This is a genomic window from Flagellimonas sediminis (genome assembly GCF_010500845.1).
Classification (GTDB): Bacteria; Bacteroidota; Bacteroidia; order Flavobacteriales; family Flavobacteriaceae; genus Flagellimonas; species Flagellimonas sediminis.
In genome coordinates this window covers 328,825-354,781 of sequence record NZ_JAAAMI010000003.1, presented here as the reverse complement: position 1 = coordinate 354,781, position 25,957 = coordinate 328,825, and the positions used below count along the sequence as shown (strand labels likewise).

The 25,957-nt window shown below is 45.9% G+C and carries 23 protein-coding genes and 2 tRNA genes; 8 read left to right on the top strand and 17 right to left on the bottom strand.

From position 1 onward, the window contains the following. Positions 1 to 15: 15 nt before the first annotated feature. Positions 16 to 723 carry a queuosine precursor transporter gene (locus GTK07_RS08490; RefSeq protein WP_163634851.1) on the bottom strand — a complete coding sequence of 236 codons (708 nt, stop codon included), beginning with the start codon at positions 721 to 723 and terminating at the stop codon, positions 16 to 18. A 5-nt stretch (positions 724 to 728) separates the two neighbouring features. Then, positions 729 to 2,489, bottom strand: coding sequence for a signal peptide peptidase SppA (sppA, locus tag GTK07_RS08485; protein ID WP_163634850.1), 1,761 nt, complete (start codon positions 2,487 to 2,489; stop codon positions 729 to 731). A 69-nt stretch (positions 2,490 to 2,558) separates the two neighbouring features. Here sppA and folK point away from each other — a divergent pair, with 69 nt between their 5' ends. Beyond that, complete coding sequence (folK, locus tag GTK07_RS08480) at positions 2,559 to 3,704, top strand: 2-amino-4-hydroxy-6-hydroxymethyldihydropteridine diphosphokinase (protein ID WP_163634849.1); 1,146 nt, start codon at positions 2,559 to 2,561, stop codon at positions 3,702 to 3,704. Between the two features lie 116 nt (positions 3,705 to 3,820). Here the strand turns inward: folK and GTK07_RS08475 are convergent, their stop codons facing one another. Further along, complete coding sequence (locus GTK07_RS08475; RefSeq protein WP_163634848.1) at positions 3,821 to 4,360, bottom strand: RNA methyltransferase; 540 nt, start codon at positions 4,358 to 4,360, stop codon at positions 3,821 to 3,823. A 297-nt stretch (positions 4,361 to 4,657) separates the two neighbouring features. Here GTK07_RS08475 and mutS point away from each other — a divergent pair, with 297 nt between their 5' ends. Continuing rightward, complete coding sequence (gene mutS, locus GTK07_RS08470; RefSeq protein WP_163634972.1) at positions 4,658 to 7,240, top strand: DNA mismatch repair protein MutS; 2,583 nt, start codon at positions 4,658 to 4,660, stop codon at positions 7,238 to 7,240. On the opposite strand, the gene GTK07_RS08465 is transcribed toward mutS, so the two are convergent. Beyond that, positions 7,237 to 9,693 carry an outer membrane beta-barrel family protein gene (locus tag GTK07_RS08465; protein ID WP_163634847.1) on the bottom strand — a complete coding sequence of 819 codons (2,457 nt, stop codon included), beginning with the start codon at positions 9,691 to 9,693 and terminating at the stop codon, positions 7,237 to 7,239. The genes mutS and GTK07_RS08465 overlap by 4 nt on opposite strands. A 183-nt stretch (positions 9,694 to 9,876) precedes the next feature. Between GTK07_RS08465 and GTK07_RS08460 the strand changes: the two genes are divergently transcribed. The 4 genes from GTK07_RS08460 (at position 9,877) to GTK07_RS08445 (ending at position 12,069) form a co-directional block, all read left to right on the top strand. Continuing rightward, positions 9,877 to 10,995: a sensor histidine kinase gene (locus tag GTK07_RS08460; protein ID WP_203583756.1), complete on the top strand. Its 1,119-nt coding sequence runs from the start codon at positions 9,877 to 9,879 to the stop codon at positions 10,993 to 10,995. Further along, positions 10,980 to 11,723, top strand: coding sequence for a LytR/AlgR family response regulator transcription factor (locus tag GTK07_RS08455; protein WP_163634845.1), 744 nt, complete (start codon positions 10,980 to 10,982; stop codon positions 11,721 to 11,723). The genes GTK07_RS08460 and GTK07_RS08455 overlap by 16 nt, the downstream gene beginning before the upstream one ends. A 149-nt stretch (positions 11,724 to 11,872) precedes the next feature. Beyond that, positions 11,873 to 11,945 (top strand) — tRNA-Gly (locus GTK07_RS08450). 40 nt (positions 11,946 to 11,985) lie between these two features. Beyond that, positions 11,986 to 12,069: transfer RNA gene (locus GTK07_RS08445), tRNA-Leu, on the top strand. 220 nt (positions 12,070 to 12,289) lie between these two features. On the opposite strand, the gene GTK07_RS08440 is transcribed toward GTK07_RS08445, so the two are convergent. Together GTK07_RS08440 and GTK07_RS08435 are read right to left on the bottom strand one after the other, a co-directional pair. Beyond that, positions 12,290 to 14,575, bottom strand: a complete 2,286-nt coding sequence (locus GTK07_RS08440) for a relaxase/mobilization nuclease domain-containing protein (protein ID WP_163634844.1) — start codon at positions 14,573 to 14,575, stop codon at positions 12,290 to 12,292. Then, entirely contained in the window at positions 14,572 to 14,961 is a 390-nt protein-coding gene (locus tag GTK07_RS08435; RefSeq protein ID WP_163634843.1) for a hypothetical protein, read from the bottom strand. The genes GTK07_RS08440 and GTK07_RS08435 overlap by 4 nt, the downstream gene beginning before the upstream one ends. 220 nt (positions 14,962 to 15,181) lie before the next feature. On the opposite strand from GTK07_RS08435, the gene GTK07_RS08430 reads away from it, so the two are divergent. Together GTK07_RS08430 and GTK07_RS08425 are read left to right on the top strand one after the other, a co-directional pair. After that, positions 15,182 to 15,487, top strand: coding sequence for a hypothetical protein (locus tag GTK07_RS08430; protein WP_163634842.1), 306 nt, complete (start codon positions 15,182 to 15,184; stop codon positions 15,485 to 15,487). 304 nt (positions 15,488 to 15,791) lie between these two features. Further along, positions 15,792 to 16,499 carry an urease accessory protein UreH domain-containing protein gene (locus tag GTK07_RS08425; protein WP_163634841.1) on the top strand — a complete coding sequence of 236 codons (708 nt, stop codon included), beginning with the start codon at positions 15,792 to 15,794 and terminating at the stop codon, positions 16,497 to 16,499. Here the strand turns inward: GTK07_RS08425 and GTK07_RS08420 are convergent. From GTK07_RS08420 to GTK07_RS08370, 11 genes are read right to left on the bottom strand one after another with little or no spacing between them, the layout of a single operon-like run. Then, positions 16,496 to 17,590, bottom strand: a complete 1,095-nt coding sequence (locus tag GTK07_RS08420; RefSeq protein WP_163634840.1) for an NHL repeat-containing protein — start codon at positions 17,588 to 17,590, stop codon at positions 16,496 to 16,498. The genes GTK07_RS08425 and GTK07_RS08420 overlap by 4 nt on opposite strands. 1 nt (position 17,591) lies before the next feature. Then, positions 17,592 to 18,629 carry a hydrogenase expression/formation protein HypE gene (hypE, locus tag GTK07_RS08415; RefSeq protein WP_235932723.1) on the bottom strand — a complete coding sequence of 346 codons (1,038 nt, stop codon included), beginning with the start codon at positions 18,627 to 18,629 and terminating at the stop codon, positions 17,592 to 17,594. Positions 18,630 to 18,668: 39 nt separating this feature from the next. Beyond that, positions 18,669 to 19,763: a hydrogenase formation protein HypD gene (gene hypD / locus GTK07_RS08410; protein ID WP_163634839.1), complete on the bottom strand. Its 1,095-nt coding sequence runs from the start codon at positions 19,761 to 19,763 to the stop codon at positions 18,669 to 18,671. A gap of 2 nt (positions 19,764 to 19,765) precedes the next feature. Beyond that, on the bottom strand, positions 19,766 to 20,041 hold the full coding sequence (locus tag GTK07_RS08405) for a HypC/HybG/HupF family hydrogenase formation chaperone (protein WP_163634838.1): 276 nt from the start codon (positions 20,039 to 20,041) through the stop codon (positions 19,766 to 19,768). 3 nt (positions 20,042 to 20,044) lie between these two features. After that, positions 20,045 to 22,306 carry a carbamoyltransferase HypF gene (gene hypF, locus GTK07_RS08400; RefSeq protein ID WP_163634837.1) on the bottom strand — a complete coding sequence of 754 codons (2,262 nt, stop codon included), beginning with the start codon at positions 22,304 to 22,306 and terminating at the stop codon, positions 20,045 to 20,047. Between the two features lie 7 nt (positions 22,307 to 22,313). After that, positions 22,314 to 23,009 carry a hydrogenase nickel incorporation protein HypB gene (hypB, locus tag GTK07_RS08395; protein WP_163634836.1) on the bottom strand — a complete coding sequence of 232 codons (696 nt, stop codon included), beginning with the start codon at positions 23,007 to 23,009 and terminating at the stop codon, positions 22,314 to 22,316. 26 nt (positions 23,010 to 23,035) lie between these two features. Continuing rightward, entirely contained in the window at positions 23,036 to 23,383 is a 348-nt protein-coding gene (locus GTK07_RS08390) for a hydrogenase maturation nickel metallochaperone HypA/HybF (protein WP_163634835.1), read from the bottom strand. Beyond that, positions 23,383 to 24,864, bottom strand: a complete 1,482-nt coding sequence (locus GTK07_RS08385) for a hypothetical protein (protein WP_163634834.1) — start codon at positions 24,862 to 24,864, stop codon at positions 23,383 to 23,385. Before GTK07_RS08385 ends, GTK07_RS08390 begins: the two co-directional genes overlap by 1 nt. After that, positions 24,839 to 25,096, bottom strand: a complete 258-nt coding sequence (locus GTK07_RS08380) for a hypothetical protein (protein WP_163634833.1) — start codon at positions 25,094 to 25,096, stop codon at positions 24,839 to 24,841. The genes GTK07_RS08385 and GTK07_RS08380 overlap by 26 nt, the downstream gene beginning before the upstream one ends. Then, entirely contained in the window at positions 25,093 to 25,413 is a 321-nt protein-coding gene (locus GTK07_RS08375; protein ID WP_163634832.1) for a hypothetical protein, read from the bottom strand. The genes GTK07_RS08380 and GTK07_RS08375 overlap by 4 nt, the downstream gene beginning before the upstream one ends. Beyond that, complete coding sequence (locus GTK07_RS08370) at positions 25,410 to 25,889, bottom strand: hydrogenase maturation protease (protein WP_163634831.1); 480 nt, start codon at positions 25,887 to 25,889, stop codon at positions 25,410 to 25,412. Before GTK07_RS08370 ends, GTK07_RS08375 begins: the two co-directional genes overlap by 4 nt. Positions 25,890 to 25,957 lie beyond the last annotated feature (68 nt).

The window sequence follows — 25,957 nt, the reverse complement described above, 5'->3', positions numbered from 1 at the left end:
ATAAAGGAGAAGTTGTTAATCCAAAGAAATTTCCTCCCCTATTTTTAAGTTAAATCTTTTACGCATAAGATATACGAGCAAATAGAGGAAAGGGGTGTCCAACACCGCAATAATAATTTTAAAAATAACACCGCTTACGAGCAGACCATAAAATTTATCCCAAGGCAAAACCCCAAAAAGACACAATAGGGTAATCACGGTTAGGGTATCAATAAACTGGGAAGAAAAGGTGGAAAAGTTGTTCCGAAGCCACAACATTCGGCCTTCGGTAACCTTTTTCCAATAATGATAGATTTTTATATCGATGTACTGTGCGGCCAAATAGGCCAGCATGGAGGCCAACACTCCCAAAGGCGACAAGCCAAATACCTTGCTGAAGGTAACATCATCCACTGGAGAAGTGGGAATGGCTTCTGAAAAATTGGCCAAAAGAATGATGCCCATGGAGAAGAAAGAAGCAAAAATACCAGCCGTAACCACCTGATTAGCCTTCCTTTGCCCATACACCTCGGAGACTAAATCCGTAATCAAGAAAGTGACTGGGTAAGGCAAAATCCCCACGGAAAGCTCAAACAACGGCGCACCAAAAACAGTGACTTCCCCAAAGGGGTTCCAGTGAAAAAACTTTTGAAAAATGAGGTTGGACACCACCAACGAGGTAATGAACAGGGCCCCTAGGTAGAGGTAAATGGTAAATGCCGCTCTTTTGTCCCTTTGCGTCATCCCTCCTATTTAATATTCAAACTAAACGGCATCTTGGCCTGTATTCCTTCCTGTTTACTCAGATCCTTAAACTCCTTCAACATCTTGTATGCTTCGGTTCCAATTTCTTCTTGAATGAGTTCCTGCCCAATTTTGGTCTTCATTCCACCCAAATCTTCCATGAAGCGTTCAAAATCGGTTTTGTATTTGGGATATTGACGTATGCCGTAAGATTCCAATCCCGCCATTTCGGCTGCAGCAGCTATGGCATCGTCCAAATTCCCCAGTTCGTCCACCAGACCATTGGCCTTGGCATCCACACCGCTCCACACCCTACCTTGTGCCAACGAATCCACTTGGGCCACGGTCATATTGCGGCCTTGGGCCACACGCTCCAAAAAGGTACCGTACGTTTCCTCTATGCTTTCCAATACTACCTTCCGGAACGAATTGCTCATGGGTTCAAATAAGGAATAATCCACAGAGTTTTTGTTGGTCCCCACCTGCTCTGCGTTGATCCCTACATTCTTGGCCAATTCATTCACGTTGGGAATCGTCCCGAACACTCCAATGGAACCAGTGATGGTAGTGGGTTCGGCAAAAATCTTGTCACCACCTACCCCAATATAATATCCTCCAGAAGCTGCCACGTTTCCAAAAGAGACCACCAAAGGCTTTTCAGCCTTGGCCAATTGCATTTCCCTCCAAATGATATCGGACACTAAGGCACTGCCCCCAGGCGAATCTACCCGGAACACAATGGCCTTTACATTTTCGTTTTTGGCGGCCTTTTTCAACGCGTCCACAATCAGTCCCTGGCCGATGTAGTCTTTACCCCCTTCTCCAAAAAATATTTCCCCTTGAGCATAGATCACGGCAATTTTATCCGAACCGGAAAGCAGCTTGTTCTTGTTAGTATTCTGAATATAATCCGTCAAGGAAACATAGTTTAATTCGTCATTTTCCCCAACACCCATTTTCTCCTTTAGCAATCCTTCATACTGGTCAAAATGCAGGGTGCCATCCAACAACCCTGATGCCACGGCCAATTTTGGTGTTCTGCCACCCAATGTATCGGCTATGGTATTCAAATCAGCTCTGCTGATGTTTCTTGATGCGGACACATCATCCAAGATCACGTCCCAAATAGAAGTAAGCAATTCCTTGATCTGCGTGCGGTTCTCATCGCTCATGGTATTGGACAAAAAGGGTTCCACTGCACTTTTATATTTTCCGTGGCGGATAACTTCCATTTTGATTCCCGTTTTTTCCTGAAGGTCTTTGTAATAAAGGACTTCCGTGGCCAATCCTTTAAAATCCATCGCACCGACAGGGTTCACATATACCTCATCGGCCACACTGGCCAGATAATAATCCTTCTGGGAATAAAAATCGGAATGCGCCATGACAAACTTGCCCGAAGCCTTAAAGTCAAGCAGTGCCTGCCTGATTTCCCGTGTTTGGGCCATCCCTGCCTGTAAAAAACTGGTGGTGATGCTGATTCCCTCAATATCATCGTCCGTTTTGGCCACCTTAATGGCGTGTATAATCTCATCCAGACCCATTTCCGAAGCCCAAAGGCCACCAAAGGGATCGGTATCATCAACTCCCGTATAATCCATGATGGGCATCATCAGTCCGATTTCCAAAATGGAATTCTTTTTCACCAATATGCCTTCCTCCGAATTTCCCATCAAAATCAAAAAGATGAAGAACATCCCCATGATTATTGCAAATGCCACCAAGCTCCCTAAAATGGAAGCCAATAGGTTCCTCAAAAAGTTCATCCAACAAAATTTAATACGTGCCAAATATAACCATTGTAGTATTGTTTTGTTTACTTTGTTCCTTCGATTATGGGCAAAAAACACAAGGTATATTTATCGCTCGGGAGCAATTTGGGAAATCGCCTTGCCAACCTGCAAAAAGCAATATTTCGGATACAACAGCAGGTAGGTCTTGTGCTGGATATTTCCTCTGTGTATGAAAACCCTGCTGTTGGTTTTGAAGGTGACGATTTTCTGAACATTTGTGTTTCGGTGCTGACACCGCTGGATCCAAAGACCTTGCTCGATACTCTTTTGGGCATTGAACAAGAATTTGGCCGGGTGCGTTCCCAAGATGATGGGTACAATTCCCGCACTTTGGACATCGATATCATTTACTATGGTCAAGAAATAATCAACACGGAGGATTTGGTCATCCCGCATCCGCAAATGCAACACCGAAATTTTGTCTTGAAACCACTGTCCGATATTGCCCCGCAGTTTTACCATCCCATATTTCAGAAAGACACCCGAAATCTACTCCAGGAATGCAGGGACAAAAGCAAGTTGACCAAGACAAAGCATAAACTGTTCAAGGACCGAATCGGGCTTTTTTCTCAGTTGCAGTTGATTTCCATTGAAGGGAACATCGGTGCCGGAAAGACGACCCTTTCCACCATGATTGCCCATGATTTCAATGCCAAATTGATTTTGGAACGATTTGCCGATAACCCTTTCCTGCCCAAATTCTATGAGGACCAAGCGCGATATGCATTTCCTTTGGAAATGTCATTTTTGGCGGATCGTTACCAACAATTTATGGACGACACCTCCCAATTTGACCTCTTCAAGAATTTTATGGTGAGTGATTATGACATCTTCAAATCGTTGATCTTTGCCAAGGTGACCCTGCAACGAGAAGAGTACAACCTGTACCGAAAAGTCTTCAACTTTATGTACAAGGAGGTGAAAAAACCGGAAATCTATCTATATCTCTACCAGAACACGGAACGCTTGTTGGCCAACATTAAAAAACGGGGAAGGGATTACGAGCAGAACATTGACCCTGAATATCTTGAAAAAATAAACAGGGGTTATCTGGATTTCATCAAAAGCCATCCGGATCAGAACAGTGTGATCGTGGATATCAGTGAGATGGATTTTGTGCAACGACCCGAGGATTATGAAACCATTTTGCAAAAGCTGGAAGACAACATTCTTTCCTCAAACATTTAAGAGAATTTTTGCAAAATATTTGGATATAACGATTGGTTTTATTTTCTTAGAGCCCTCAAAATACGAAACTAACTAACTCAAGCTTTATACAGAGCCCCATAAAAAAGGGGCTTTTTTCATTTCTGGAGCTCAAGTTTGGACCAAACGTCCCACACCGCTATCCCCGCACTTACCGAAATATTGAGGGAATGCTTGGTTCCCAATTGCGGAATTTCCAAAACAGCATCACTAGCCGATACCACTTCTTGGGAAACCCCCTTCACCTCGTTGCCAAAAATCAATGCAATGGTTTCTGTCGGTTTCACTTGAAACGCATTCAACATGATGGCATTTTCCGCCTGCTCCACTGAAATGACCTTAATCTGGTTGGATTTGAGTTCCTCTACCAATTCCAGGGTATCCTTTCGGTATTCCCAATCCACACTCTCCGTGGCGCCAAGTGCCGTTTTACGAATATCTTTGTGGGGAGGGGTGGCCGTAATGCCACAGAGATAGATCTTTTGCACCAAAAAGGCATCCGCGGTCCTGAACACCGAACCAATATTGTTCAAACTTCGGATGTTATCCAAAACCAAGATGATGGCCGTTTTTTCCGCTTCCTTAAAACTGGCCACATCTAGTCGTTCCAATTCGCTATTTTCCAGTTTTCGATTCATTTTTTTAACCATTGGGGACAAAATATCAACAATAATTTTCGGAACCTGATGAAAGCGATATATTCGTCTTCCACCCAATTTTGGGGCAAAAATAAAAGAATAAAATCGCCTACAAATTGTTATTCCTGTGAAAACAGGAATCCACTCAAGCACGATTGAATAGATTCCGTATCAAGTGCGGAATGACAAACTGTTCTAAAATTTTGTTTGAACGCAACTATGGAATTGATTATAGAGTCTATAATTTTCAAATGAATCGATTTGGCAGCCAATAAGACAAAGAAGGTAACCCCGTTGATGCAACAATACAATGCCATCAAGACCAAACATCCTGATGCATTGTTGCTCTTTCGTGTGGGCGACTTTTATGAAACCTTCGGGGACGATGCCATTAAGGCCGCCAAAATATTGGGCATTATCCTGACCCATCGGAACAATGGTGGCGATAAAACGGAATTGGCCGGATTTCCGCATCATTCCCTAAACACCTATTTGCCGAAGCTCGTAAAGGCTGGGCAACGGGTGGCCATCTGCGACCAGTTGGAAGACCCCAAGATGACCAAGAGTATCGTAAAACGTGGGGTAACGGAATTGGTGACCCCCGGTGTGGCCCTTAATGACGACATCCTTACCGCCAAGAGCAATAACTTTTTATGTGCCGTTCATTTCGGAAGAAACAAACTGGGCATCTCCTTTTTGGATATTTCCACAGGGGAGTTTTTAACCTCCGAAGGTTCCGTGGAACAGGTGGACAAACTCCTTCAAAACTTTGCGCCCAACGAGGTACTGGTCTCCAAAAACCATAAAAAAGAATTTGCCGAATACTTCGGCAACCAATACCATAGTTTTTTTACGGAAGATTGGATCTTTCAGGAAGATTACGCCCAAGAAAGCCTGAACAACCATTTTGGCACCAAAACCCTTAAGGGTTTTGGCATAGACCATCTGAACCATGGCGTTATTGCCTCGGGAGCCGTATTGCATTACCTATCGGAAACACAGCATAGCCGCTTACAGCACATCAACCAGATCCAACGCATTGCCGAGGAGGAATATGTGTGGATGGACCGGTTCACCATCAGAAACCTAGAACTGTACCACTCGCCCCACCAAAATGCGGTGACCTTATTGGACATCATCGACAATACATTATCGCCCATGGGTGGACGTTTGTTGAAACGCTGGTTGGCCCTTCCTTTGAAAAATCTGGAGAAAATCCAGCAGCGCCATCAAGTGGTGGCCCATTTGAAGGAACATGACGGACAATTGGAAAAAATGCAACATTGGATCAAGCAAATGGGCGATCTGGAGCGTCTCATTTCCAAATTGGCGACCGGAAAGATCAATCCCAAGGAAGTCATCCAACTTAAAAATTCGCTGGAAGCCATCGTGCCCATAAAATTAGCGGCACAGGACAGCAGCAACCCTTCCCTCCAAAACATTTGGGAACGCTTGGATGCCTGTGAGGCCCTTCGCGCCAAGATCAAAGAGGTCTTGAACGAGGAGGCCCCCGTAAACATTGCCAAAGGCAACACCATCGCCACAGGTTATTCGGAGGAATTGGACGAGTTGCGCAACCTAGCCTTCTCCGGAAAGGACTATCTGGACAAAATGTTGGAGCGCGAAACGGAACTGACCGGGATTACTTCCCTCAAAATCGATTCCAACAATGTGTTCGGTTATTATATTGAGGTGCGCAACACCCATAAGGATAAGGTTCCTGAAAGTTGGATCCGCAAACAGACCTTGGTGAACGCCGAACGCTATATCACCGAGGAACTCAAGGAATACGAAGCCAAGATCTTGGGGGCCGAAGAGCGTATCCTGCACTTGGAGCAACAATTGTTTGAACGTCTGTTGGTATGGATGCAGGAATTCATCACCCCAGTACAACAAAATGCCCATTTGATCGCGCAACTGGACTGCCTTTGCGGATTTGCACAGCTCGCCAACGAAAATAATTATGTGCAACCGGTCATGGATGAGTCTACCGAACTGGACATTACGGAAGGTAGACACCCTGTTATTGAAAAACAGCTGCCCTTGGGTGAGCAGTACGTGACCAATGATGTATTGCTTAACCGTGAAGACCAACAGATTATCATGATCACGGGACCGAACATGAGTGGTAAATCGGCTTTGTTACGGCAAACGGCACTGATCGTGCTCTTGGCCCAAATGGGAAGTTTTGTACCTGCCTCCGAAGCTAAAATTGGGGTCATTGACAAAATTTTTACCCGTGTGGGGGCCAGCGATAACATTTCCATGGGAGAATCGACCTTTATGGTGGAGATGAACGAGACGGCTTCCATCCTCAACAACCTTTCGGAACGCAGTTTGGTATTGTTGGATGAAATTGGCCGTGGCACCAGCACCTATGACGGGATTTCCATTGCGTGGGCCATTTCGGAGTACTTGCACGAACACCCAGCCAGGGCCAAAACGCTTTTTGCCACCCATTACCACGAGCTGAACGAAATGACCACCACCTTTACCCGTATCAAGAACTACAATGTTTCGGTAAAGGAACTGGAAGACAACGTGCTTTTCCTTCGGAAATTGGTGCCCGGGGGTAGTGAGCACAGCTTCGGGATCCATGTGGCCAAGATGGCGGGCATGCCCCAACAGGTCATCCAAAAAGCGAACAAAATTTTGAAAAAACTGGAAAAATCACATTCCAGTGAAGAAATCTCGGATAAACTCCAAGCTTCCCAAAACGAGATGCAACTGAGCTTTTTCAACTTGGACGACCCGCTGTTGGAAGAGATCAAGGAAGAAATCCTGCATTTGGATATCGACACGCTTACCCCTGTGGAGGCCTTGATGAAACTCAACGAGATCAAACGATTGTTGAGCAAAAAGAAGAAGGCCACTTCCTAGTTCACCCGATTGAATTCCTCTTTTTCCAGATTTCGCGATTTTTTGTTGGCGTTCCCCCCAAAACTTCTGGAATAGGTCAACCGAAAGATTCGGGTAAAAGCCGATTCATCCCGATACCGCGACCGTGTGTCAATATCAAAAACAATAGGGGTCATCCCACTGATATGGGTATGGATATCCAAACTCCGGAACACATCCGAAACACTGAACTGCAAGGTTCCCCAATCGTTCTTGAATTGTTTGGAAACCCCAAAGTTCATCACCCCGAAACCTTCCGTGGAATTGGTGCCGTTGTAGTGGTCAAAATTGTACCAACCCGATAATTCCACATCCATTTGCCAAGGCAATTTGATGCTTTGGTTAAAGTTGAGGCTCTGGTAGAAATAGGTCTTTGCTGCCGGATTGGGGCTGTACGAAATCTTATAATCGCGAATGGCCGAAGTGGATGAAACATTGAGTCTGGCCCAAGGTGCCCATTGCACGGGAACGTTCAAAAAGACACCGATGCTTTTTTGCTCATCCGCATTTTGAGGGGAAATCACCAAAATATCATTCTGCGGGGTGGACGTCAGTTGATACCGGATGATGGGATCGATTTCCTTTTGAAGCGTCAATCCCATGGAAAACCCATTTTTCACATATTCGAGTTGAAGGGTATTTGTGATGCCCGGCCGCAACATGGGATTGCCGGTGAAAATGGCTGTGGGATCGTTGTAGTAAAGACTTGTCACCAAATCGGAATAGGCTGGCCTGCTGATCCGGCGATGGTAATTGAGGTTGAGTTGTTTGTTTTCGGAAAGTTGGTATTGATAAGAAACAGACGGAAAGAATTGACGAATGGCAAAATCCTCTTCTGAAGTGGACAAGGTTCGCCTCCAATCCTCATAACGCAAACCCAGGTTGACCTTCGATTTTTCATGGAGTTGCACATGGAACTGCGAATACAGTGCCCACAGTGTTTCATCACTCTCGATGAGGCTTTGGGAGCGGGAATCCACGATCCATTCATCCTCCACCAAGGTTTCAATCTTGCTATCGTTGGTATTGTCGGAATAGCTTCCCTTAAACCCAAACTCGCCTTCCACTTTATCATTGAAGGTATGGCTGTAATCCAACTTGAGCACCCCCAATTGGATGGTGGACTCGCTAAAACCTCGATTGCCATCCGTGAAAATTTCGTTTTCCGGGTCATAGGGCTCATCGTTTTCATCAAAATACTCGCTCTTTGTGGTGGCAGGGCTGTCATTGGTATAATTGAGATAACTCAAATCCACCCCAAAACTGGAATGGTCGGTTAGGTTGTTAGTCAAATACAGGGAAGAAATCAGATTCGTCTTTGTAGCGGTACCGTCAGAAACCAAATGCGACCTGAAATAATCCTGCCCTTCAATAATTCTTCCATTGTTCACATTGGACATGGATCGGTTCTTGGCAAAATTCAAAGTGAGTTCCCCGCCTAGTTCCACTTTTGGTGAAATTTGATACCCCATTCCTAAATTCAGGTTATGGGCATTGTTGTTATTATTGAAATAGGTTGAAAAAAAGGCCTGACTGGGAGCTCCAAGTATAGGTTGAAAACTCGTTCCCGATCCCTCAAATCCGTTTTTGCCATGGTCATGGAACAGGGAATAACTGGTATTGAGGTGCATTTTTTCCGTTCCGAAGGAATAGCCCAAAGAAGTACTAGCTTTTTCCCAATAGCCATACCCCAAACTAGCACTGTAGTTCCATTGGCTGCCCTCGTTCATTCCTTTTTTAAAGATAATATTGATGATCCCCGCTCCCCCATCCGCATCGTATTTGGCCGAAGGCGAGGTGACAAGTTCCACCTTTTCTATATTGTCCGCCAAGGTGCTCTCCAAAAGGGCCATCACATCTTCCATGGACATCGACACCCTTCGACCGTTGAAAAGGACGGTAACCCCACTTTGCCCGTTCAAGGAAAACTGGTCGTCCCTTCGGTCCAAAATCACCCCGGGTAACCGTTCCAACAGTTGCAGGGCATTGCTTCCCTTGGTCATCACACTGCTCTGTACATTGATCACCTGGCCTTCCGGGGTGCGTTGTACCCAATCCCTTCGCGCCGCCAATACCACCTCATCCAGTTCGTTCACATTTTCGGTCAACACCAAAGTGCCCAATTGAAGTGATGGCACACCTGAATTCAAATGAAAGGGTTCCGTAAAGTGATCAGCAAAACCGAGATAGGTCACCCGTACTCGAAATGGACCTACTCCAGTTGGCTCCAAAGAAAAATGACCCGCGTCGTCCGTGATGGTGCCGGTCACCAACGTGGTATCAGAAGCCTGATACAGCACCACATTGGCAAAAGGTATGGGATTGTCCTGTGCATCGCTCACCCTACCACGAACTTGACCAAAGACTTGCCCTATTCCAATGAACAGCATAAGACCTGCTATGATTTTTTCAGCAGTTAAACTATTGACTTTCATGCATTTTGAATTGATTTCCATCAAATGAAGGCCACTTCAATATGCTTTCATAATTGGATTGACCGCTGGGGATGCTTCATTGATTTCCTGCGTCTTTTCCTAGATAATAATGCAAAATGCAGGTCGTCAATTATTTGTGGCAGGTCGTCAATTTGGTTCGGGCACATAATCAAAAAAAGTAACTTGTACCGATTTATGAATTTGTTGATGGATCTCAACCGACTGAAAAAGACTGCCCTGCGACTCAAACTGTACCATATCCCCTTTTGGTTGGGGTATCATTTGGTATGGCTTACCATCAACGTGGGCAGTCTTTCCGAGGTTTGGGAGTATTTGCTCCACAGCGACTCTTCCCTCAAATTCTATTTTTATGTGATCTTTCAGATCATTGGGGTGTATTTCAACCTGTATTACCTCATCCCAAAGTTGTTGTATGTCGGGCGCTATGCCAGTTATATTTTTTCGGTATTGGCTACCATTTTGGTCTGCAATGCCTTTATTGTGAGCGGTTACTTTTTGGCTTCCTATCTCTCCGGAAAGACCTTGTTCGAGCTCTTTGGGGTGTATCCCAACCAGTTCACTACCATCTATTTTGTGTGGGCCTTGCCCTCCACGATGGCCAGCATGACCTTGGGGATGAGCATTAAACTGGGCAAGAATTGGCTTCAAGCGGAGAAAAGGCGGTTGCGATTGGAAAAGGAACACTTGGAAACCGAGCTCAAATACCTGAAATCGCAGATCAATCCCCATTTTTTGTTCAATACCATCAATTCCATTTTTGCGTTGATCCATAAAAACCCCGATCTGGCGTCTGAATCGCTGGCCAATTTTTCGGACATGTTGCGCTTTCAATTGTACGAGTGCAACGATGAGCAGATTCCGTTGGAAAAGGAACTTCGGTTCATTGAAAACTTCATCGACCTGGAAAAACTGCGGTTGGACCCCGAACATACCGAAATGCAGTTCGATATTTTGGACCAGACGCTGCATCAAAAATCGATTGCCCCCTTCATCCTGATTCCGTTTGTGGAGAATGCGTTCAAACACGTTTCCAAAGGAAAGGGGCAACCCAATTTTATCCGGATGACGCTGAAAGTGACCGACGCCTATCTCAAATTACACATTGAAAACAGTAAAGGCCTCGACGGACTCAACAACGAGGATGAACGGCCCAGGGGCATTGGACTGACCAACGTGGAACGTAGGCTGCATTTATTGTACCCAGAATCGCATTCGCTACTTATTGACGATCAAAAAGATAGATTTTCCGTACTATTGAAACTGGAATGGCAAAAAAGCTGAAGTGCATAATCGTGGATGATGAACCGCTCGCCAGGGAGGTACTGCAGGAATACGTGCAGGTAATCGACCATTTGGAATTGGTGTGCACGGTGGAAAATGCCCTGGAACTGGACCAAATGTTGGAAAAACAGGCCATTGACCTCATCTTTTTGGACATCCAGATGCCGTATCTGACTGGGTTGGATTTTCTAAAAGTCCGCCACGATCTGCCCATGGTCATCATCACCACGGCCTTCCCCAATTATGCTTTGGACGGGTTTCGGTTTGATGTGATCGATTACCTGTTGAAACCCATCACCTTCAACCGTTTTTTTAAGGCGGTGACCAAGGCAGTGCGGTACCATTCCTATAAATCGGGCACCCAGGAACCTACCGAGGCAATAACCGAACAACCTTATTTTTTTGTAAAGTGCGACGGGCGGTACCAAAAAATCTATACCTCGGAAATCCTATTTGTAAAGTCCCTGGAAAATTATGTGCTGATCCACACGACTTCCGACAAGCACATGAGTCTCATGCCGTTAAAGACCATTGAGGAAAATCTGGACACGGATGCCTTTATACGGGTACACAAATCGTACATTGTGCCCATTGCCAAAATTCGGTCTTTGGAGAACCACGAACTGATCTTGGAAGAAGGCCATAAAATTCCCGTAAGCCGAAATTACGCCAAGCAGGTACAGGACAAGGTGCTGAAGGACAAGGTCATCAAGCGGAAAGAGCCCTAAAGGGCTCCCTATTTGGCATTTCAAGAAAGGGGGTGAAGTAAAATTTGGTCGTTTTTCCTCTTTATATTTTTTTTGAAAACACTTTACATTTTAAAGAATTGTATTAAATTTGCATCCGCGCTTAGAAAAAGTGCAGAGTTCTTTAAAATGCGAAAATAGCTCAGTTGGTAGAGCATCACCTTGCCAAGGTGGAGGTCGCGGGTTCGAATCCCGTTTTTCGCTCAAAAACGCTGCTTGCAGCGTTTTTTTGTTTCAAGTCCAGGCTCGAGTGGTGGAACTGGTAGACACGCCGGACTTAAAATCCTGTGGGCATTTGCCCGTGCGGGTTCAAGTCCCGCCTCGAGTACAAAGGAAAAGCCAAGGATTCAACTCCTTGGCTTTTTTATATCAGGTACAACATAGGTACAACAAATCGCGGCTTTAATCTTCTGCTTCTATCTTAATTTTAGATTGTTCCAGCTAAAATTTTATGCTATTACTAAATTAATCTCCGTTTTTCTTTCTTCTCCCTACCCACAAAAGCGCCCTTAGGGCGCAAAATTCTCGGACTATATCCTTCGACCGTATCAAAACCCTAGACTGTTCCCCTTATATTTCGAGAAATCCGTGAACTCGTCCTTGAACCCATTGAAAAGTTCTTCCTCTTTGTAGCCTTTGCCTCCCAATATATTTCCAAGAGCATAGACTCCCTTACGTAAAATACGTGCCTGTTCGTTGGCCATCTGTTTTTGGGAAACCGAGACCAAAGCCTCCTTCAACCCGTTTTCCATATGATGTTCCAGAATTTGTATGGGAAAGTTGGGCCTTACCCCGTCCAAAACGAACAGATAGGCCGCCTTTTTGTACTGCCCCCGCTCTATTAAGTGTGTGGCCCAAAGGCTTTTCAAATCGTCCCGCCCGGATGTCTCGATGTTCTCCAAGATTTCCGGTTGCCCGTCCAAAACCATATTCAGGTCTTTCGACGATTCCAGATAGGCTTGTATTTTCGTGGCGATCGGAACGCTTACCGGATACTTGGAATATATCGACCCGACACAAAGCCTCTCTTCCCTTCTTTCAAAATAGAATCCTTTGGCATTGAAAAACTCTATATAATCTTTCGGGGATTTCTCGAAGGATACCTGTATACGTTCAGCATATTTATGATAGGATTTAAGGCCCAGCCGTTCAAACCGTTGCCTGTATCTTTGTTCCATGGCCGCGTAAAGGTTCGGGAACATCAATGGCAGAAATATCGCCGTCGGGCTAGGGCGGATTTCTTTTTCGGTATTGTCGTTCAGAAGTCCGTCCAATATTTTTTCGTTCTCCTTTATGAAGAAAGGGGAAGCATAAAAGTCGATTTGCTTGGGCAATTTTATTTGGCCCAAGTTCAGTTTGACCTGATATCGATGGGAATTCGAATATCGTAGAACGCCACTACCATAATCGGTGCCAAGGCTTCGAACAAGCTCGAAAAGGATTTTCCGTTGGTTTGGCGTATCGAATAACCGCTTGTCGCTAGCCTGTTTTATAAGTTCGACCTTCCCTTTTAACTGCTGTTCTTCCTTGACCGATTCCGAAACGTACAGCTTGTCCTTTGAGATTTTGAATTGTTCCCGTATCAGTTTGCTCAATTCTTGGTTGCTGATATGCAGATACTTTTTGATAAATTGGAAACGTTCAGATTTGACCATTTCCGTTACTATCGGTTTTATGGGCATCTTTTCAATATGTTCGGAGAAAAGAAACTGCCTCCCCGAACTATGATAGGTGTCCTTATAGGCTTCCTTGTAACACTTTTGAAGTTCCAGTTTTAGCTGCTTGCTTTCCCCGTTTATCTGGGTGTGTTCGGTCTTGAAGAGTTGAGGGTTTTGACGGATTCCGATAGTGTGTGCTATTTCTTCCGCTCTGAGGACGTAGCCCGACTTGTCATAAATGGTAAAGTCTATGGCATTTTCTTCCCTGTCATATTCGATCTTGCAATCCAGGTTTTGATAGGCTCCCAAGATGTCTGGCAAATGTTCGGGGTCTATCGTCCTGAAAAGTCCGTAAGTGGTCTGTAGTTGTTTTTCCAGCCGTTTTTTGACCATCGGCAACAGTTTCGAGCTTTGGTTCCGTTCAAAGACCTTTTGCAGTTTTGGACCGCTCAATTGGGGATGGACGGTATACCCGTTGATGAACCTTGATTTATAGCCATCCTTTACCGCGACTCCATAGGACACTCCTATCCTGCCGTTCCGCTCGACCGTCCTTAATTCGATATGATGATTCTTTAAGTGTTCCTTAAGTTCCTCAAAACTGCGCACCTTGTACTTTTGCAAAGCGATGTTCGTTATGTCCTGTATATAGAACCTGACCCCGTTGATGTCCCGGTTCCGAAATTCTGGCATTTCGTATTTGGGAAGTTTCTTGGTCTGTTTCGTATCTGGCGACGGGGAAAGCCCGAATTCCTTTTCGAGGTATTTCTGGGTCGCTATGCTCCGCCTTATATCGTTGGAAAGGTTGATCTGCAAACAGTCTTCCTTGATGGTGGAAGAGACGATATGCACATGCTCATGTTTGGTATCGTGATGTCTGATGACCACATAGGGCTGTTCGCCATAGCCCATATGGTCCATATAATTTTTGGAGAGCTCGAAAAAGTCGGTGTCGTTCAAATGCTCGCCACGGGGAAGGTTGAGGGAGATGTGCGTATACCTTTTTTCGGAATCGTGGCGATTGCCCAGATGGTAGAGTACCCTGCCGAAAAACTTCATGTCCGTGTCGGTATCGGAATAGGTATTTTGAAAACCGAGTATGGTGCTTTGCGATTTGCCCGTTACATAGTCCAGTACGCCCTGTACATTTTCCCGATATAGGATCCTCGCTATCATTTCTGGTTTTTGGCGTTTATCGTTTCTATCAGTTCGAGCATCAATTCGTTGGCCTTTTGCAATTCCCTTTCGAGGTTCGAGTTCGGGCTTCGCATGTTCTTATAGTTCGCTATTTTGACGAGTTGGTTGATGTTGGCGCCTATCCTATTGATCTGGTAACTGAGGTTGGAAAGACCGTCGGGAACCTGTTTCTGCTTTATGGTCTTTCCGTTCAAAATCAATTTTCTCAGGAAGGGACCGACCGTTCCCCTTTTCCTAAAATCGAGATTATAGGATTGCAATATGGACTTGACCTTTTCCAGTTCCGTACCGTTGAACCGAAGCGTTATGGCATGCTCCCTTTTCCTGTCCCCGAGACGTTTTCTACCACCTTTGTTGCTAGCCATTTCTTGACCCAGTTTTTATCTGTTTTCACTTCGTCAGAAGTAGGCGTTTTTGCGGTGCGCAAAACATCACTTGCTATCCACCTACGTGGATAAATATAGACATTTATTTTTATATATATAATTGATTATCAATTGTTTAAATTGAAAATATAGAACCATATAAGACCATTTGGAACCGATCGGCTTTGTCGTTATATCATATCGAACCAAATAAGGCTTTATGGGTACAGGTTTTGTCATCAAATTTTTTTTGGGAAAGTTGGGAAGTAATCATTTACCCCCCTTTTTTGTGGCCAGGGAGGAAAAAGGTCAAACGGCCCTTTTGGCCGGTTGGGCTTTCGTGCTGTACCGAGGGAGCTGGAAACCGAAGGTGGAAAGCCGACGGTGTACGGGCGGGCGAAGGTCGCCCGAACGGTCGGGCTTGGAGGCGGAGGTTTTTCAGCTTCCGCAGGGGCTTGGGGCAGATCCACCAATAATCCTCTTGACCGACCCCGTAGGCGCCGGCCCATTATATCATGCCATATAATCCTGCCATGTGACCAACACATACTTGTCCTTGCCGTTTTCTTCCTTTTTCAAAAACCCATATTCATAAATAAAGAGATAGACCTCCCCTTTTTATTTTTCCAATAGTGTGTAAAGAACCTCGGATCGAAACCAAGTTCCAGTAGGACCTTTGCCCTAATGGTCACCTTCCCGCCTTTATTGTATTCCTTCAATATCTTACGATTCAACCGCAATTGGTTGTCCACCTTATTATAAGGTATTGCATCGGGGGGAAGTAAATCCGTTTTTCCGGAAATTTCACTACATTGTCCTTTTGTAAACAGATGATCAACTTTCCATTATTTGCCGGTATAGCGGCTTCGGTCCTACACGTAGTTTCGGGCCCCGACCATTTGGCCGCAGTCACTCCTTTGGCTATCGAGACCCGGCGCAAGGTCTGGAAAATCGGGCTGCTATGGGGGCTTGGCCATTTGACCGGAATGTTGCTCATAGGCCTGCTTTTTCTTCTCTTCAAGGAGTATGTTCCCCTAGAAAAGATTTCGGCCCACAGCGAGCAACTGGTAGGGGTCGTACTGATCGCCGTGGGACTTTGGGCCCTGTTCGGTATTTTCCATAAAGGAAAAAACCACAAGCATCCGCATATTCATGGCGGTGAACAGCCCTATATTCATATCCATGAGCACGAACATAGTGAGAACAAACTGAACCATGGCCACACCCATCGTAAAAAGGTCAGGCAAAACCTATGGTCTTCCTTTACCATTGGCGTTCTGCATGGTCTGGCGGGAATCGCGCATTTTATTCTATTGCTTCCGGTACTGGGATTCGAAAATCATATCGACGGCATTCAGTACATCTTGGGGTTTGCCGTTGGAACGGTACTGGCCATGACCGTTTATACCTATTTGCTCGGCCAGATCGCCAATTATTCAAAAAATCGGGGGAATATCTCCCTCTTCAGGGGCATTCGTGTGGCAGGAGGCCTGTTCGCCATCGTTATAGGAATCTATTGGATCTATCTCAGTATCTAGAAATCCATCTTGGTGATCACGATACGGTGATTGCCCGTATCGGCAATGAATAACCGATCTTCTTCCGTGGCGATTGAAAAGGGCCAGTACAAAGAGCTTGAAGTTCCCATCAGGGTCTCTTTGTTCTCGCTCCCGGTATTAAAATCCCGTTTTCCTATAACGGCAGCAGCTTCGGGATTGTTTTCGGATGGAATCTTATCAAACCACAATATCCTGCTATTGCCCGTGTCGTTCACCAAAAGGCCGTCCTTATGGAAACAGGCATCGTACGTCCAGTTCAATGATCTTGAAGAGGGAAACAATCCGAATTGATTTTGTCCGTTGGCCTCAAAATCGGGCTGTCCGATGATCAGATCGGCCGGTTTCAAAAAAGCTTCGTCCGCATTTTTCCAAAGGAGGTTCCTATAAAATTGGGTATCGGCAACTACCATTTGATTTTTACCGTTCACCTTGACGGAATACGGCCAAATGGGATCACGGTGCCCATAATCACGAGTCATAAAGTCGGCTTTCCCGATGACCTTATCGGCAGGCACATAATTGGTTTTGGGGATATTCCCGTAATACAATACTCTACGATTTCCCGTATCGGCGATCCATAGCCGCCCGCCATCGGAGAAAACACCATAGGGCCAATGTAGGGTTCGTGCCGTTGGGTCTTTACCGATCCCACGTACATTGGGTAGGTTCGATATAAAATCGGGCTGTCCTATGACCACATCTGCCGGTTGTCCGTTTTCCCTGGGCAACGAATTCCAAATAAGCACCCGATGGTTCCAGGCGTCACAAACGATCAGCAACGTTCCGTTGCTCCAGATTCCCGAGGGATAATGCAACGTACCTGCCGTCACTTGGCCGCCGGAATTTCTCCCGGTTTCCGATACATCGGACTGGCCCAATACAACATCGGGTTCTTGATATTCGGCAGTTGGCAGTCCGTTCCAAATGAAAACACGGTTCCGTCCGGTGTCGGAAACAAAGAGGTGATTTTTTGCAGTATATACCCCCCGTGGTGCCAAAAAGGGCATCTTTTGGGAACCTTTAAAAACATAGGAATCGCTGACGTGCCGACCGAGGGTTTCAAAGTTCATGCTAGCAGATTCTGGGCAGTTGCTCCCCGGGCAGCATATTGACCACGCGCTTGCCGCCAATGGCACTTTCCAGTATGACCTGCTTGGGGTGTTCTTTGACTACGCTTCCTATAATTTGGGCATTCCGTCCATTTTCATCCTTTCGCAATTCGGCCAAAACGGCATCGGCCCTGGCCTCGGAAACAAAAGCGATAAAAAGTCCCTCATTGGCAACGTACAAAGGATCCAGGCCCAACAGTTCGCATGCGTTTGCCACCTGATCATCGATTGGCAGGTCCTTTTGAAAAATATCCATGCCTACCCCCGTTGATCGGGCGATTTCCTTTAACACGGTCGCGACACCGCCCCGGGTCGGATCGGTCAATAAATGAATATCCGGACCGAACTTTTCGATAAGGCCGATAACGGAATGGTTCAGGTTGGTGGTATCGCTCCGGATCTCGGAATCGAATTCCAGACCTTCCCGAACAGACATAATGGCCATACCGTGGGCAGCAATATTGCCACTTATGATTATTCTATCGCCCATTTGAATATTCTTTGCGCCGATCGTTGCCTTGGGATGAATGGGACCGACACCAGAGGTATTGATGAATAATTTGTCCCCTTTTCCTTTTTCGACCACTTTGGTATCTCCCGTGACCACCTGAACACCGGCCCTCTCGCACGCGAACTTAATGGCGACCAGTATCTCCCAAAATTCCTTTACGGGAAGCCCTTCTTCGATAATGAAGCTCAAAGATAAATATCTGGGCATTGCCCCACACATTGCCAGGTCGTTGACCGTACCGTTTACGGCCAGTTCGCCGATGTTACCCCCCGGAAAAAAGATAGGGGAAACCAAAAAACTGTCCGTTGAAAAAGCGGTCTTACCGTGCAGTTCCAAAAAGGCCCCATCATGGCGTTCATCGAGTATATCATTGCCCAACAGGTCAAAAACCCCGCTATCCAATAGCTTATTGGTCAATACCCCACCGCTTCCATGCCCCAACGTAATGACATCAAAGTCGAGTTTGGGCATAGGGCATTGCAGTTGCATGCGTAATTTTTTATTCTCCGACATTTATTTCTAGATCGATTAGGCTTCTACCATCCCTGAAAAATGGTAATAAGCGGCACAGGCCCCTTCACTGCTTACCATCGGGGCGCCCAGCGGATTCGTAGGCTTGCACGTTTTCCCGAATTGCGAACATTCGAAAGGTTTTTTGATTCCCTTCATAATTTGCCCTGAAATACAGAGTGGGTTCTCGGGGGCTTCCTTTATGGCAACATCGAACTTTTTGGTCGCATCGTAGGCCGCATACTTTTCACGAACGGCGTAGCCACTATCGGGTATTTCACCAATACCGCGCCACACCTGATTACGGATTTCAAAGACCTCATTGATGATCTTTTGCGCATCGGGATTTCCTTCTTCACGAACGATACGCGCATATTGATTTTCGACTTGTGACCTGCTCTGCTCCAATTGCCGCACGACCATTAAGATCCCCTGCAAAACGTCCAAAGGCTCAAAACCGGTGACCACTATCGGTACTTTATATGTTGCCGACAACGGATGGTATTCGGTATTGCCCATGATCGTACAAACGTGCCCTGCGGCCAAAAATCCGTCTATCTTGCTTTCCTCATCGTCGATCACGGCCTTTATCGCCGGGGGAACCAGTACGTGCGATGCCAAGATCGCATAGTTTTTTACGCCCCTTCGATGCGCATGCACAACGGACAGGGCATTGGCCGGAGCCGTGGTTTCAAAACCGACAGCAAAGAAAACCACCTCTTTATCAGGATTATCCTCGGCAATCTTTACAGCCTCAAGCGGAGAATAGAGCACTCGTACATCGGCACCTTCGGCCTTGGCCTCCAACAAACTTTTTTGCGATCCGGGAACCCGGAGCATATCGCCAAAAGAACATAGGACGACCCCTTTTTCCAAGGCCAGATAAACCGCTTTGTCGATCAGGTTCAAAGGGGTCACACAGACCGGGCAACCGGGCCCATGGATCATGGTAATCTTATCGGGCAGCATTTCGATGATGCCGTTCTTCACCAAACTGTGCGTTTGGCCGCCGCAGACCTCCATAATCGACCACGGGCGGGAAACCGTATTCTTGATTTCCTCCAAGTATTTTTTCGCCAATTCAGGGTCGCGATATTCCGATAGGTACTTCATCGTTATTCCGGTTTAGGTAAATACTCATCTACATCTTCCAATTCGCCCAATTCGCCGATCTCTTCCAAATACCGGAACGTTTTTTGCGCTTCTTCCTCGTTGACCTTGCTGATCGCAACGCCAACATGCACCAGCACATAATCATCGACATCGGCATCCGGTAACATTTCGAGGCTTGCCTCTTTGGTAATGCCCCCGAACGACACTTTTGCCATCCGTACCGTACCATTGTACCTGGTCTCTATACTTTTAATTTTTCCTGGAATCGCCAAACACATAATCTATTTTTTAATATGCTGATAATAAGCTAACTGACCAAACGAAACGTTCTCGTCGTTACTAGACAATATACGATTAAATTTTAAATCGGCTTTGGCCTTTTCCGCCAATTTCACGAGCTTTTCGACCAGCAGGGCATTTTGAAAAACACCCCCGCTGCATGCTATTATGGAATAGCCACCTTGTTTGGCCATTTTCAGGACGGCCAATGCCAGGGTATGGATAAAACTATGGGCAATATGGGCCTTTGAAACTCCCGCTTCTTTTGCTTTCCAAATGTTTTTGATGAGCTTTTTAGAGGGAATGGTCTCGTAGGCCACACCTTCCAAAAAATCAATACATCCATCTCCTTTGCAATCTCCTGCCCTATTTTCCAATAGCATGGCGGCCTGCCCTTCATACGAAGCAATATCGACAGTATCCAAAAGGGATGCAACGGCATCGAACAATCGCCCCACTGAGGAGGTTTTCAGTTTATTACCTTCCAACATTTTGGTATAGACCTTCCATTCCGTTTCGGAAAACTTGCCCCGCGCAAGGCCCCTTTCTTCTTCAGGAAGCATGGCGAGCAATGACAGCCGGGGTTCTTTTGCCATTTTATCCGCCGCCAGCCAATCCACATATTCGAAATGGTCCAGGCGTTTCATTTCGTAATTATCATACGAAAAAAACTCCCCTCCCCAAATAGCGGCATCTTCCCCAAATCCGGTGCCGTCCCAGACGACACCCAGTATTTTTTCCTTGGAATCGAAAAGACCGTGTTCGCCCAATACGCTGGCAAAATGGGCTTTGTGATGCTGGACCGGGATAAGCTCCGCATTCCATACTTTAGACAATTCCCTTCCAAGAACGCTACTTTGATACTGGGGATGCGAATCGATCAAAACAACCTCGGGCAATGTTTGAAATAGTTGTATGAATTGATGGATGTTTTTTTTTAACCGTTCCGAAACGTCATAGCTGTCCAGGTTTCCAAAATACGGACTTACATACGTATGGGAATTGGGAACGAAGGCAAACGAGCTTTTCAGATGGGCCCCCATTGCCAAAACTTTCTTTTTGCCCGAATAGGACCGCCCCATATAATTAGGTGCCGATCCACGGGAACGCCGGAGCATGATCTGTTGTTCACCCGCGAACCGAATGACGGAATCATCCTGTGGAAACGAAATTTCCAGATTGTGGTGCAAAAAATAATCGGCAACTTCGGACAATTTCCCAACGGCCTCTTTTTCCGAAGAAATGATCGGGGAACCATGCATATTTCCACTAGTGGCGATTATCGGGGCCTGTAACTCATCCATCAAAAGGGTCAATAACGCCGATGAGGGGAGCATAACCCCCAATTGTCCCAATCCTGGGGCGATACTTTCTTGTTCCAGCCCTTTGATTTCATCCTTTGGGTTCAAAATCACAATGGGAGCGACGGGGGATAACAAGGCTTGCTCTTCTGCGGAGTTCAGTTCAAAATTGTTTTTGACCCTTTCCAGGGAAGGATACAAAAGGGCAAAGGGTTTTGCAGGGCGTTGCTTTTTACCTCGCAAACGCTCAATAACCGCCTTGTTACCGGCATCGCAGCACAATAGATACCCGTTGGTATTCTTAATGGCGATGATATTTCCGTCGGAAATAAGTCCGGAAGTCTTTTTTAAAAGTTCACTCCGAACGACGGAAACCGGTTCTCCCGATGCGCTTGTGAGCCAAAGTCGTATGCCACATTCCGCACAACTGTTGGTCTGTGAATGAAATCTTCGATCAGCGGGATTGGAATATTCTTCTTGACATGACGCACACATTTGAAACGAGGCAACCGTTGTATGTTCCCTCTCAAAAGGGAATTTCGTGGTTATCGCATACCGGGGGCCACAGTTCGTACAGGTAGTGAAAGGATAACCGAACCGGGAATCGCTCGTATCCCTGATCTCGGTTTTACACGATTCGCATATCGCAAAATCGGGGGTCAATGGTATGTCAATTTGATGTAGGGTTTTCGAGGTGGTTATCTGAAAATCATCAAATTGCAGTTGATCCGTTTCCAAAATGGAATGGGATTGAACGATCGAAGCCTCCGGGGCCTTCTCCAATACAGCATTTAGAAATTCAACGGCCCGCTCCCGAGATGCATTGATCAAGATCAACACCCCGTTTTCGTTATTGCAGACCGAGCCCTTTAGATCGAGTTTTCGCGCAAGCTGATACACAAAGGGGCGGAAACCCACCCCTTGAACCTGACCTGAAATAATAAGTTGAAATGTTTGTGGCATTCAGGCATTATGCTTTCTTCTCTTGTACTTTTTCAAGTAGCCAGTCGCACCATTCATCGATTCCTTCATCGGTAAGTGATGAAATCTGAATGACTTCCAGTTCGTGGTTGACCTCCCGCGCGTCTTTGGTAACGGCCTCCACCGAAAAAGGAACATAGGGCAACAGATCGGCCTTGGAGACCAACATCATATCACTGGTCAAAAACATCTTTGGGTATTTCTTGGGCTTATCGTCCCCTTCCGTGGTCGCCATCAGGGTCACCCGATAATCCTCTCCCAGATCAAAGGAAGAAGGGCACACCAGATTGCCTACATTTTCAATGAACAAGAGATCGATTGTTTCCAGATCGAACTGATCGAGCACCTGATGGACCATTTGCGCTTCCAAATGGCAAATGCCCCCGGTAACGATCTGCAGGGCCTGAATTCCAGTTTCGCGAATGCGCTGGGCATCGCGCTCGGTTTCAAGGTCGCCGACCATAACGGCCATCTTGATCTTGTCCTTCAGCTTTTCTGCGGTTTTTTGCATCAGGGTGGTCTTGCCGCTACCTGCCGAGGAGGTGATATTGATCAAAAGGGTCTTGGTCCTCGCCATTTCCTTTTTGATGATATCCGCCACAAAATCATTCGCCTTCAGCAAGTTGATGTTGGTGTTTTCGCATTGTACGGTGCCCCGTGCCGCTTTGTTAGATTTTTCTATCATGGTCTTTTCTTTAAATCAATTTTTTGTCAGTCGTCAAACTCCACTTTGTGGATCAGCATTTCTTCCCCCTGGATCACATTTTTGCTCGGTCGTCCGCAATGGTCACATATAAACCGGTAATTTTTAACATCGGTGATATGGTTGCACACCTCGCACTGTATCTTAAGACTGGTCGATTCAATATGCAGGCTTACATGATGATACCCCGGATTCGTCAAATGATAGGCGCTATAGGCATTATGTAGAAGGCGTGGCTCTATGTTCGATAGAATTCCCACCTTTAAATAAATGGCCTTCATCTTGTTCAACTTCTCCGTTTCAAACTCTTGTTCAAGGGTTCGCATAATGCTGTTTACAATGGATGTCTCGTGCATTAGATCAAGCTTTTGACTTTTTCCAGTTCCTTTAAATGATCATCGGCTTGGGCAATCAGATCGGGATCATTGACCAAGCCTCTGATTTCTTCGGCCTTGGATTTCATTTCTTCATACTTTCTCAATTCTTCCGAACTGTCCTTATTGTGGGTCAGCCAATACAGTTCCAATTGGTTGATCAGGGTCAATGCCCGTTCCAACGGATACGCTTGGGCTGTTCGTATTTCCAATGCTTCGGCAAAAAGCCCCGATGCCTTTTCCAGATTGTCATGTAGCTTCGCAGGGGGAAAATACATTAAAGCGGTGGCATAATTATGGTTCGCCATGGCGTATTCGTACGGATATTCCTCTTTCGTATAAAAAGCCAATACCTCTTTAAAGGAAGAGGCACAGAATGCGGTCCACATAGGTTTTTCCTCGGGCCTCACGGGAATCTCGGAATAGATCAGTGCCAGATTGTGATGTACATCGGCAAATTTTTGTGGATGGGTATCGCGCTTGAACACTTTCAACACGTCTTGAAAAGCATTGATGGCCGCCTTATAATATTGGGGACTGCCGTTTTTGGACCAGGTATAGAGCAACACCGCCTTTTTAAAACCCGCCTCGCCCAAAAACTCGGGAACATCTTCTTGCTTGAAGTATTGAATGGCCTTGTTTATGAGGTCTTTAGAGGTAATAAAATCTTCTTTAAAATTTGCGACTTCCGCGGCATCGATCAACAAAAGTCCTGCTTGAATAGGGAGCCCTTTAGTTTCGTAAAACGCTATATTACGCATTTGCAGTTCCAAAAGGGAGCCCAACAACGCATGGTCATGGGGCAATGAGAGCCGTGCCATTCGAATGGCGGCCAAATGCACCTCCATCGCATGGACGGCTTCATCCGAAATAGCGATCGCACGATGGTTTTTGGCCACTTCAACGGCATCCAACAATAAACCGGCATCCAACAATAAATTCAGGTAATGCTTGGCGGTAAAAACCTTTATCTCGTCATTCTCCGCCCGGTCCAAGGCCTCGGTATATCGGGCCTTGATTTCTAAAAACGCGGCCTTCTGCCGTAATACTCCATAGTGATGGAGTATCGCTAAATTATGCAACGAATGCTTATGGGCGAAACCAAGCATGTCCTCGGAAATATCATACCCGAATTGCATATGTGTCGCAATCAAAAGGTGATGGTATAACGGGCCATCCTCGTTTACAAATTCAAAGGCTTTTTGATGGTTGCCAATCTTATAAAAGACCAAGGCAAGTACATTGTTCCGGGTAAAAGGAAGCTCGGGAAACACGTAAGGTGGTTCCACATCGTACCAATCAAAAGGAATTTTGATGGTATCGGTCTCTACCACCATACTTTTCAGGTCTTCAACGGCCTCCGCCCCTTCAACAATCGTGACCAGCTCGCCCAGCCTGTCTATGGATGCAATCGCTTCCTCTACCTGTTGCCCCGTGCTAGTTGTTGTTAATATCGTAAGCATCTTTGTTTACCTTTTGTGTGCCCCTTGGATCTTTGGCCGCCGTCTGCTGCATGTTCCTTCCATAAATTTCGGCCAAACGTTCCGTTCTGTAATCCCCTATGGTCTGGATCAAAACTTGGTTAGGGTCCCTGGTATTGATAAAAATGAGCGAAACTTCCCAACGCCCTTTTACAGGGGTAATCCTGTACTGCACCTCGGCATCGATAAGCCAGTCATTTTCTTTTTTTGTCATGAAATGCCCACTTTTATCAAACTTGTTTTTTCTATGATTTCATACTCCAAATCCCTATCGCCCGTATCCAGGTCATTATCTATCAAAATTTCCCGGATCGCCAAGGTTTTATCGCCTTTTAAGTTACGGGATTTTAATAGAAACTGGACGGGCTTGTACATTTTAACAAACCATTGGCTGGTAACGGGCGTAATCAAAATTTTCCGCTGTTCCTCGACATAGGCTATATATGCATAATTAACTTCCCCAAAAATGGCTTCGACCAAACCACTATCCAGATAAATGTGCGAGGATTTCAGCTTTACCTTGGCATTCACGTCGGGATCGATTGATTTAAATCCTCCAAAATATGCAGTACCACTTTGTTCCCGGCTTCCTTGACCTTATCGCTTATATCCACCTCCAGTTTCGTGTTTTCGATCGCGATCAAGTACACCTGAATATCATCCGGATACTCGTTCTGCAAAATCTTTTTCGCATACGACAGCGCCTGGTTCCATTTCATTCCGTGGAGAAAGACCATCGGGTCGTCCTCAGGGGCTTTCATTACTTCTTCTGCAGGCAGTTTGAATAGGGTTCCCACCGGTTCGCCACTGTTCAAAACCGCATCGACCAAAATAATTCGGCCATGCCCCTTTAACCCGAACAATACTTCGAAGGCCGCGGTACCCATATCAAAAATGCTGATGTCTTCAGATTCGGAAAGTTTCCCGCGAAGCTGCTCGATTACATAAATACCCACCGCATCATCGCTTCGAACGGGATTTCCAAAACCCATTATAGCCGTCTTCATATGTATCCGATTTCCATTAAATCAAAAACTTTCCCAAGGTTGTCCCTCGGGAAAGTCCCAATAAAACT

What these genes read in the sequence shown, in the direction of transcription:
- GTK07_RS08490 (WP_163634851.1), bottom strand. Translation starts at nt 723, where the DNA reads ATGACGCAAAGGGACAAAAGAGCGGCATTTACCATTTACCTCTACCTA.
- sppA (WP_163634850.1), bottom strand. Translation starts at nt 2,489, where the DNA reads ATGAACTTTTTGAGGAACCTATTGGCTTCCATTTTAGGGAGCTTGGTG.
- folK (WP_163634849.1), top strand. Translation starts at nt 2,559, where the DNA reads ATGGGCAAAAAACACAAGGTATATTTATCGCTCGGGAGCAATTTGGGA.
- GTK07_RS08475 (WP_163634848.1), bottom strand. Translation starts at nt 4,360, where the DNA reads ATGAATCGAAAACTGGAAAATAGCGAATTGGAACGACTAGATGTGGCC.
- mutS (WP_163634972.1), top strand. Translation starts at nt 4,658, where the DNA reads ATGCAACAATACAATGCCATCAAGACCAAACATCCTGATGCATTGTTG.
- GTK07_RS08465 (WP_163634847.1), bottom strand. Translation starts at nt 9,693, where the DNA reads ATGAAAGTCAATAGTTTAACTGCTGAAAAAATCATAGCAGGTCTTATG.
- GTK07_RS08455 (WP_163634845.1), top strand. Translation starts at nt 10,980, where the DNA reads ATGGCAAAAAAGCTGAAGTGCATAATCGTGGATGATGAACCGCTCGCC.
- GTK07_RS08440 (WP_163634844.1), bottom strand. Translation starts at nt 14,575, where the DNA reads ATGATAGCGAGGATCCTATATCGGGAAAATGTACAGGGCGTACTGGAC.
- GTK07_RS08435 (WP_163634843.1), bottom strand. Translation starts at nt 14,961, where the DNA reads ATGGCTAGCAACAAAGGTGGTAGAAAACGTCTCGGGGACAGGAAAAGG.
- GTK07_RS08430 (WP_163634842.1), top strand. Translation starts at nt 15,182, where the DNA reads ATGGGTACAGGTTTTGTCATCAAATTTTTTTTGGGAAAGTTGGGAAGT.
- GTK07_RS08425 (WP_163634841.1), top strand. Translation starts at nt 15,792, where the DNA reads ATGATCAACTTTCCATTATTTGCCGGTATAGCGGCTTCGGTCCTACAC.
- GTK07_RS08420 (WP_163634840.1), bottom strand. Translation starts at nt 17,590, where the DNA reads ATGAACTTTGAAACCCTCGGTCGGCACGTCAGCGATTCCTATGTTTTT.
- hypE (WP_235932723.1), bottom strand. Translation starts at nt 18,629, where the DNA reads ATGCAACTGCAATGCCCTATGCCCAAACTCGACTTTGATGTCATTACG.
- hypD (WP_163634839.1), bottom strand. Translation starts at nt 19,763, where the DNA reads ATGAAGTACCTATCGGAATATCGCGACCCTGAATTGGCGAAAAAATAC.
- GTK07_RS08405 (WP_163634838.1), bottom strand. Translation starts at nt 20,041, where the DNA reads ATGTGTTTGGCGATTCCAGGAAAAATTAAAAGTATAGAGACCAGGTAC.
- hypF (WP_163634837.1), bottom strand. Translation starts at nt 22,306, where the DNA reads ATGCCACAAACATTTCAACTTATTATTTCAGGTCAGGTTCAAGGGGTG.
- hypB (WP_163634836.1), bottom strand. Translation starts at nt 23,009, where the DNA reads ATGATAGAAAAATCTAACAAAGCGGCACGGGGCACCGTACAATGCGAA.
- GTK07_RS08390 (WP_163634835.1), bottom strand. Translation starts at nt 23,383, where the DNA reads ATGCACGAGACATCCATTGTAAACAGCATTATGCGAACCCTTGAACAA.
- GTK07_RS08385 (WP_163634834.1), bottom strand. Translation starts at nt 24,864, where the DNA reads ATGCTTACGATATTAACAACAACTAGCACGGGGCAACAGGTAGAGGAA.
- GTK07_RS08380 (WP_163634833.1), bottom strand. Translation starts at nt 25,096, where the DNA reads ATGACAAAAAAAGAAAATGACTGGCTTATCGATGCCGAGGTGCAGTAC.
- GTK07_RS08370 (WP_163634831.1), bottom strand. Translation starts at nt 25,889, where the DNA reads ATGAAGACGGCTATAATGGGTTTTGGAAATCCCGTTCGAAGCGATGAT.